Consider the following 5,122-nt stretch of genomic DNA (forward strand, 5'->3'; position numbering starts at 1 on the left):
AGGTTTCTGCCACCTTACCCACATTTTGAGCCGCCATTGTCGCTTCTTCCGCGGCTTTCACTGCATAAAGTGCCTTGAGTTTTCCATTGGTGACTTGTTGGCTGCGATTCACACTGTTATAAGCCGCCTGTGCCATATCGGTTAATTTCAGTTTGTTTATTTTTAGTTAGATACAAGCACGCATCAGGAGATCTGAGCTATTGAGTGTCTCATTTAATAAACAATGTTATTTGAGAAAGTTCCTTTAACTCATTAAATTCAAAATGAATATACTTATTATTAATACTATACCTAATCCAATTATCAGAATAAGCTTCCAGCTTTCCAAATTTTACCATTAGATCATTTTGACTAAATTTATTATTTAATTCCCCAAAAAGCTGTTCTAAAAAAGGGTGATCATAATACTCATTGTTATATTTATTTACATAAAAAAATATAGATTCCAAAAACTCACTATCATTATTTTTAGAAAAAACAAAATCAACTCCTCTTTTAAAAAAGTGAAAATAAGTATGTCGAATATTATCGCATTCAAAATACTCCACTTCAAAATCCGTAGCCACAATAGAAATAGCTTTTAATATTAAGTTACTACCTTGTTTTTCACCCAAAGCATTTAAAAAAATATTTATATCACCCACAAAATTTTTCATTTAATTCCTCTACTTTTATTTCTTATAATAATTTCCTTTATTGCCTCTTCAACCGCCAAAGAATCATAACCTTTATCTATTAAAGATTTTCTCATATGATTAATATCACAATCTTGTGCGTAGCATAAATTACTAGCATCATTAACTATTTGAGCTTTTGTATTTCCCCCCCATATGTTCTACTATTAATATGTGTATCTGATACAAGCGCGCGTTAGGAAACACGCGCCACCTGGGGGGTAACATGAATATAAAAATTTTATTTTCTATATAAATACAGAATCATAATAATAAAAGAAGAAATGAATGAAAAGCTAAAGACTTTAATAAGTTTGTCATAGTCGAAAACACCCTCATTCATATAATCCAATAAAACAAAAAGAAAAATCAATAGTGTTGTCGACAAAGAAAATATTAAACTTGCATATATTAGATAGCATAATTTTTTCATTATTTTTTCATCCTTAGATAGTGGTTTACTAACCAACGTAAGTACGTAAACCTTTATTTTATATACAGGAATAAATAACACATCATTGATGTTCAACCTTGTTTTATCAAAAGATAATAATTTACTTCTTCATACCAAAAATCAAATGAATAACCATAGCTATAACAGAAACAATGATAGATGCGATTGCAGTCCGTATAAAATCCCCTGTAAACAGCCCATAAATAAAATAATCAAGCACACCTAGAATCAATTCAAAAACAATAAAACATAATAAGCAAGAGAATAAACAATAAAATATTTCATCATTTACCACCTTCTTTTTGTTTATTTTTAGATAAATAAAAATATGCCTCAGAACATGCTCTCTATTTAGGTGGAGATATCTGAGTAAACATCATTATACTACTTGCTATTCTTCAATCTCCCTATTATTTAAAATCAAATTTAAATCATAAAGAAAATCCTCTTTTTCATCTTCTTCTAAAATAGAAATTAGCTCATCAAGGTTATTATTCAATAAAATCTCTTGTATTTCATTAAAAACTATTTGATGACTCAATATATGCCTTGCTCCATTAGTTATAATAAAAATTACATTTAGCATTAACTTCTCAATTAACAAATCAAAATGCCCATCAAAACTATCTAAAGCTCCTCCCCATTCATTAAATTCTCCATGCCAATTCTTTATTTTCCCTTCAGTAAATTTACGTTGACACCAAATATAAGCATCGTCAAAAAACCATTGTTTTAAAGTTTCATAATTAACTCGTTTTGCCATTATTTTTCCCCAAACGATGGCGTGCGTCAGGAGACTAGCGCCATCTGGTGATTTCATTTCATCTCTGATGGTTCCCAATTGTTTAAAATATCATAAATAAATTCCACATATTCTTTTTCAGGATGTAATTCTAAAAAATATTTGCATGCCTTTTTAAAATACATAAAACAGATTTCTTCAGATACATGAATCTGGTATCTAGGATCACATAGGCCTCCAATCTCAAACCTTACCCCTTCAAAGTGATCTTCTGGAAATGGGCTATTCATATCAGGATAATAGCAAGCAGCTCCCTCCTCACAGAATCCATCTTTTTCTACTAAAACAGAATAGATAGCTTTTAAAAAATCTCCCTCATAATATACATTGTCAATATACCCACTTATAGTAAGCTCTATTTTATCATTTTCATGCACAACTTCTTTAAGAATAGGTGTATAGAAAGCTTCTATAGGAATGTAGTTAGGGATGGTGTTATTTAGGGTGAACATTAGTTACTCCTTTAGTTTCCGTGTTTATATAGTAGTGAAATTGTATACCGTTAATTTTTTGTGAATCTTGATAAGCTTTTGGATCTAATCTATTTCTCTCAAGTAAATCACTATATCCTTTAGCTACAGCCTTTTGCCCCATTTCAAGCATCTCATGATCTGAGAATTTGATAGGATCATAAACCGTTTTAGGGCTAGATATTGCTTTGTAAGTCCCATCAGGTTTTCCGTCTCTTCCTAATCTTGGAATTTCATAATGAATACGAGTAATACCATCAACATTTGTTGATTCCTCCTTAACGATTCGACCGCCTCCCTGGGAAAGAGTATTTAGGAAGTTTTCTCTATTGTGTCCTCCAGCAACACCTCTTCGTTGATTAATACCTTCCCCTTGGATTAAGTGATTTTTCAAATTCATACTGAAATGAATACCTTCAGGATAATCCTCATCCCCAACATTAGTACGCTTATACCCATCCATCCCCGATGTCGTATAAGCTTTATTTTTTCCACTAATTAAGCTCTTAACATTGCTTAATCCAACTTTTGCAGAACCTGCTACTGCCCCCAGACCTATTGCTGTACCAGCCTCCATCAAATTCAAACCAAATTTTGTGGTATCCGAAAGCTTGCTAAAACTTTCTGCATACTCACTCTCAACTAAATTAGATAATGCAATACGATTTGCTGTATTTAAATCATTTGGATAATACACCGTCATACGACTAAAGAACCCTAAATTTCTCTCAAGCTCTTCAGCCCCTGTGTTCATTTCATGTAAATGTGCTGTTTCACAAGCAACATTCCCCTTACACGCTATGAGTTGCTGACGATTCTCTTCACTAATACCTTTATATTTCTCTAAAATCGGTTTAGTATCACGACCTTCTTTTTGTGCTTTACTCAGTTCTCGAATGAGATTCTCAACATCTGCAACACTTAGGTAATTATTTTCTACCGCACTTTTAGCCGTTCCAGCCCCAGAGGTGGCAGCAAGGAAATTACCACCTTGTTCCGCAGTGGTGCCATTTGCCTTCGCCGTCAATGCCGCAGCCAATCCGCCCGCCAACTGACTTAACGTGCTAATGTTTTCCTTCTCATTTGCCGTAAGTTGATTTGGCGTTTTATTATAGATTGCCTGCGTAAGGATTTGTGCAGTCACTTCTCCTGTCACCCCTGCCACTGCACCTGTTAACGGGTCTTTGCCTGTCACTTGAAACTCCACTGCAGAAAGAAGGGCATGTGCCATAAGGTTAGTCGCTTTGTCTTTTGCGGTGTCTCCTGCCGTCATCTCGTGGATGGTTTTGTTGAGGTAAGGTGAAGCCAGTGCGACAAGGCTGCCTGCGGTATCGTTTTGTGCCGCCGCTTGTAATGCCGCTGTCACCGCTCGAATTGCCATGCCTGTCTTGCTTCCAATGCCGTAAGTGCGGTCGATTTCACCTTGAGTTTTCGTGATTTCGGCTTGAACATTTGTTAGCTGTTGCTTAATGGCGGCAAGCTGTTGTTCATTACCCGCTTGTCCCTTCAACGCTTTTGCTTGCTCTTCCAGCTTAAACTTCTCAAGTCCTAGCTTGTTAATTTTCTCTCGCTCATTATACGTGGCAATGCTTATCGCGTTGTTGCTGATGTCGCCTATCACCTTAGCCATTTCTTGGCGTTCTTGCACTTTTTGTAAATCTTGCTTTTCAACACGTTGATTCGCATTCTTCGTATCCCGTGAAAGTGCGGTCAGTTTTTCCGGTGTTTCGGTCTCTATCTGAATATTGCTGCTGATAGCTGATTGGGTGGTGCTGCGCGCGCTTTCATTGGTATTGCCCAATAAGCTCAAGGCACTACTAAGCGCCTGCATTGGATTCACTCCGCCACTGCCCGCACTCATGCTCGCACTTTCGGTTTTAATCTCGCTTTTATTTTCAATATCGGTATGCGTGAGCGATTTTGTTTTAAAGCGGTTTTTACTTGCATCATCATCACTTTCGATGATGGCACCATTCAGTTGGGTATGGTTGTGGATATGGGCATCCATACCATCCTCACCCACACGAATACCGGTTTGTTCATTCACTTGAGCATAATCTACCTTAGCTTTGTTATAGGAGGCACTCACCGAAGCACCACCTCCTGCCCCCTGTGCCATCGAGCCGCTTGCACTCGCACTCGTTTGTTTGGATTCGTATTTCTCTGTATCTTGACGGCTCGTTATCGTCAGATTTTGAATATCCGCTTCCCAACGTTTTGCTTTAAGATTCGCTGCATCAAGGGTTAAGCCGCCTTCTTCACTGTTCGTGATGATTTTATCTGCAGTAAAATGACTGTTTTGCCAGCGTTCGCTATCCGAGTTAGATTTGCCCTTAGCAGCATTGACCGAACCCTCTATACCAAATCCGTAACTATTACCATTGGTTCCAACAAAGACACCTACACTCCCCCCTGCTGATTTATTTTCTGTGCGTTGGTGCTCTTCGTCTTTCACGCCTTTTATCTCAATCCCTTTTTTGCCTGATAATGCCATCAATTTCGCATTCGCATCCACGCCCTCAAAAGTGAGTTTTTCATCGCGGGCTTTTATATTAAGCGTACCTGTGCTCACCGTTGATTTTTGATGACTAATAGTCTGGCTTTCGCTACTTTGTGTTTGTTTTTGGCTGCCATAACCAATACTAACCTTCATACTTGGGCTGGATGTCGTCCCCGTATTCTGCATATTACCAGCACGTAAGGCATCTAAGGTTTCTGCCAC

The 5,122-nt window shown here is 37.2% G+C and carries 4 protein-coding genes; all 4 read right to left on the reverse strand.

Annotated elements, in window-relative coordinates:
- Window positions 1-209: 209 nt before the first annotated feature.
- A complete protein-coding gene (locus tag DV417_RS09225) occupies window positions 210-656 on the reverse strand; it encodes a hypothetical protein (RefSeq protein WP_005637790.1) in 447 nt (148 codons plus the stop codon).
- A gap of 863 nt (window positions 657-1,519) precedes the next feature.
- Window positions 1,520-1,948 (reverse strand): hypothetical protein, encoded by a 429-nt coding sequence (locus DV417_RS09230; RefSeq protein ID WP_118800457.1) that lies wholly within the window; start codon window positions 1,946-1,948, stop codon window positions 1,520-1,522.
- Window positions 1,945-2,382 carry a ribonuclease toxin immunity protein CdiI gene (gene cdiI / locus DV417_RS09235; RefSeq protein ID WP_118800458.1) on the reverse strand — a complete coding sequence of 146 codons (438 nt, stop codon included), beginning with the start codon at window positions 2,380-2,382 and terminating at the stop codon, window positions 1,945-1,947. Before cdiI ends, DV417_RS09230 begins: the two co-directional genes overlap by 4 nt.
- The coding region (locus DV417_RS09240) for a hemagglutinin repeat-containing protein (RefSeq protein ID WP_192878580.1) at window positions 2,366-5,122 on the reverse strand (2,757 nt) is incomplete at its 5' end. The genes DV417_RS09240 and cdiI, both read right to left, overlap by 17 nt.

Source organism: Haemophilus haemolyticus, from assembly GCF_003490935.1.
Classification (GTDB): Bacteria; Pseudomonadota; Gammaproteobacteria; order Enterobacterales; family Pasteurellaceae; genus Haemophilus; species Haemophilus haemolyticus_M.

Coding starts and splice junctions, on each gene's coding strand:
- DV417_RS09225 (WP_005637790.1), bottom strand. CDS start 656: ATGAAAAATTTTGTGGGTGATATAAATATTTTTTTAAATGCTTTGGGT.
- DV417_RS09230 (WP_118800457.1), bottom strand. CDS start 1,948: ATGAAATCACCAGATGGCGCTAGTCTCCTGACGCACGCCATCGTTTGG.
- cdiI (WP_118800458.1), bottom strand. CDS start 2,382: ATGTTCACCCTAAATAACACCATCCCTAACTACATTCCTATAGAAGCT.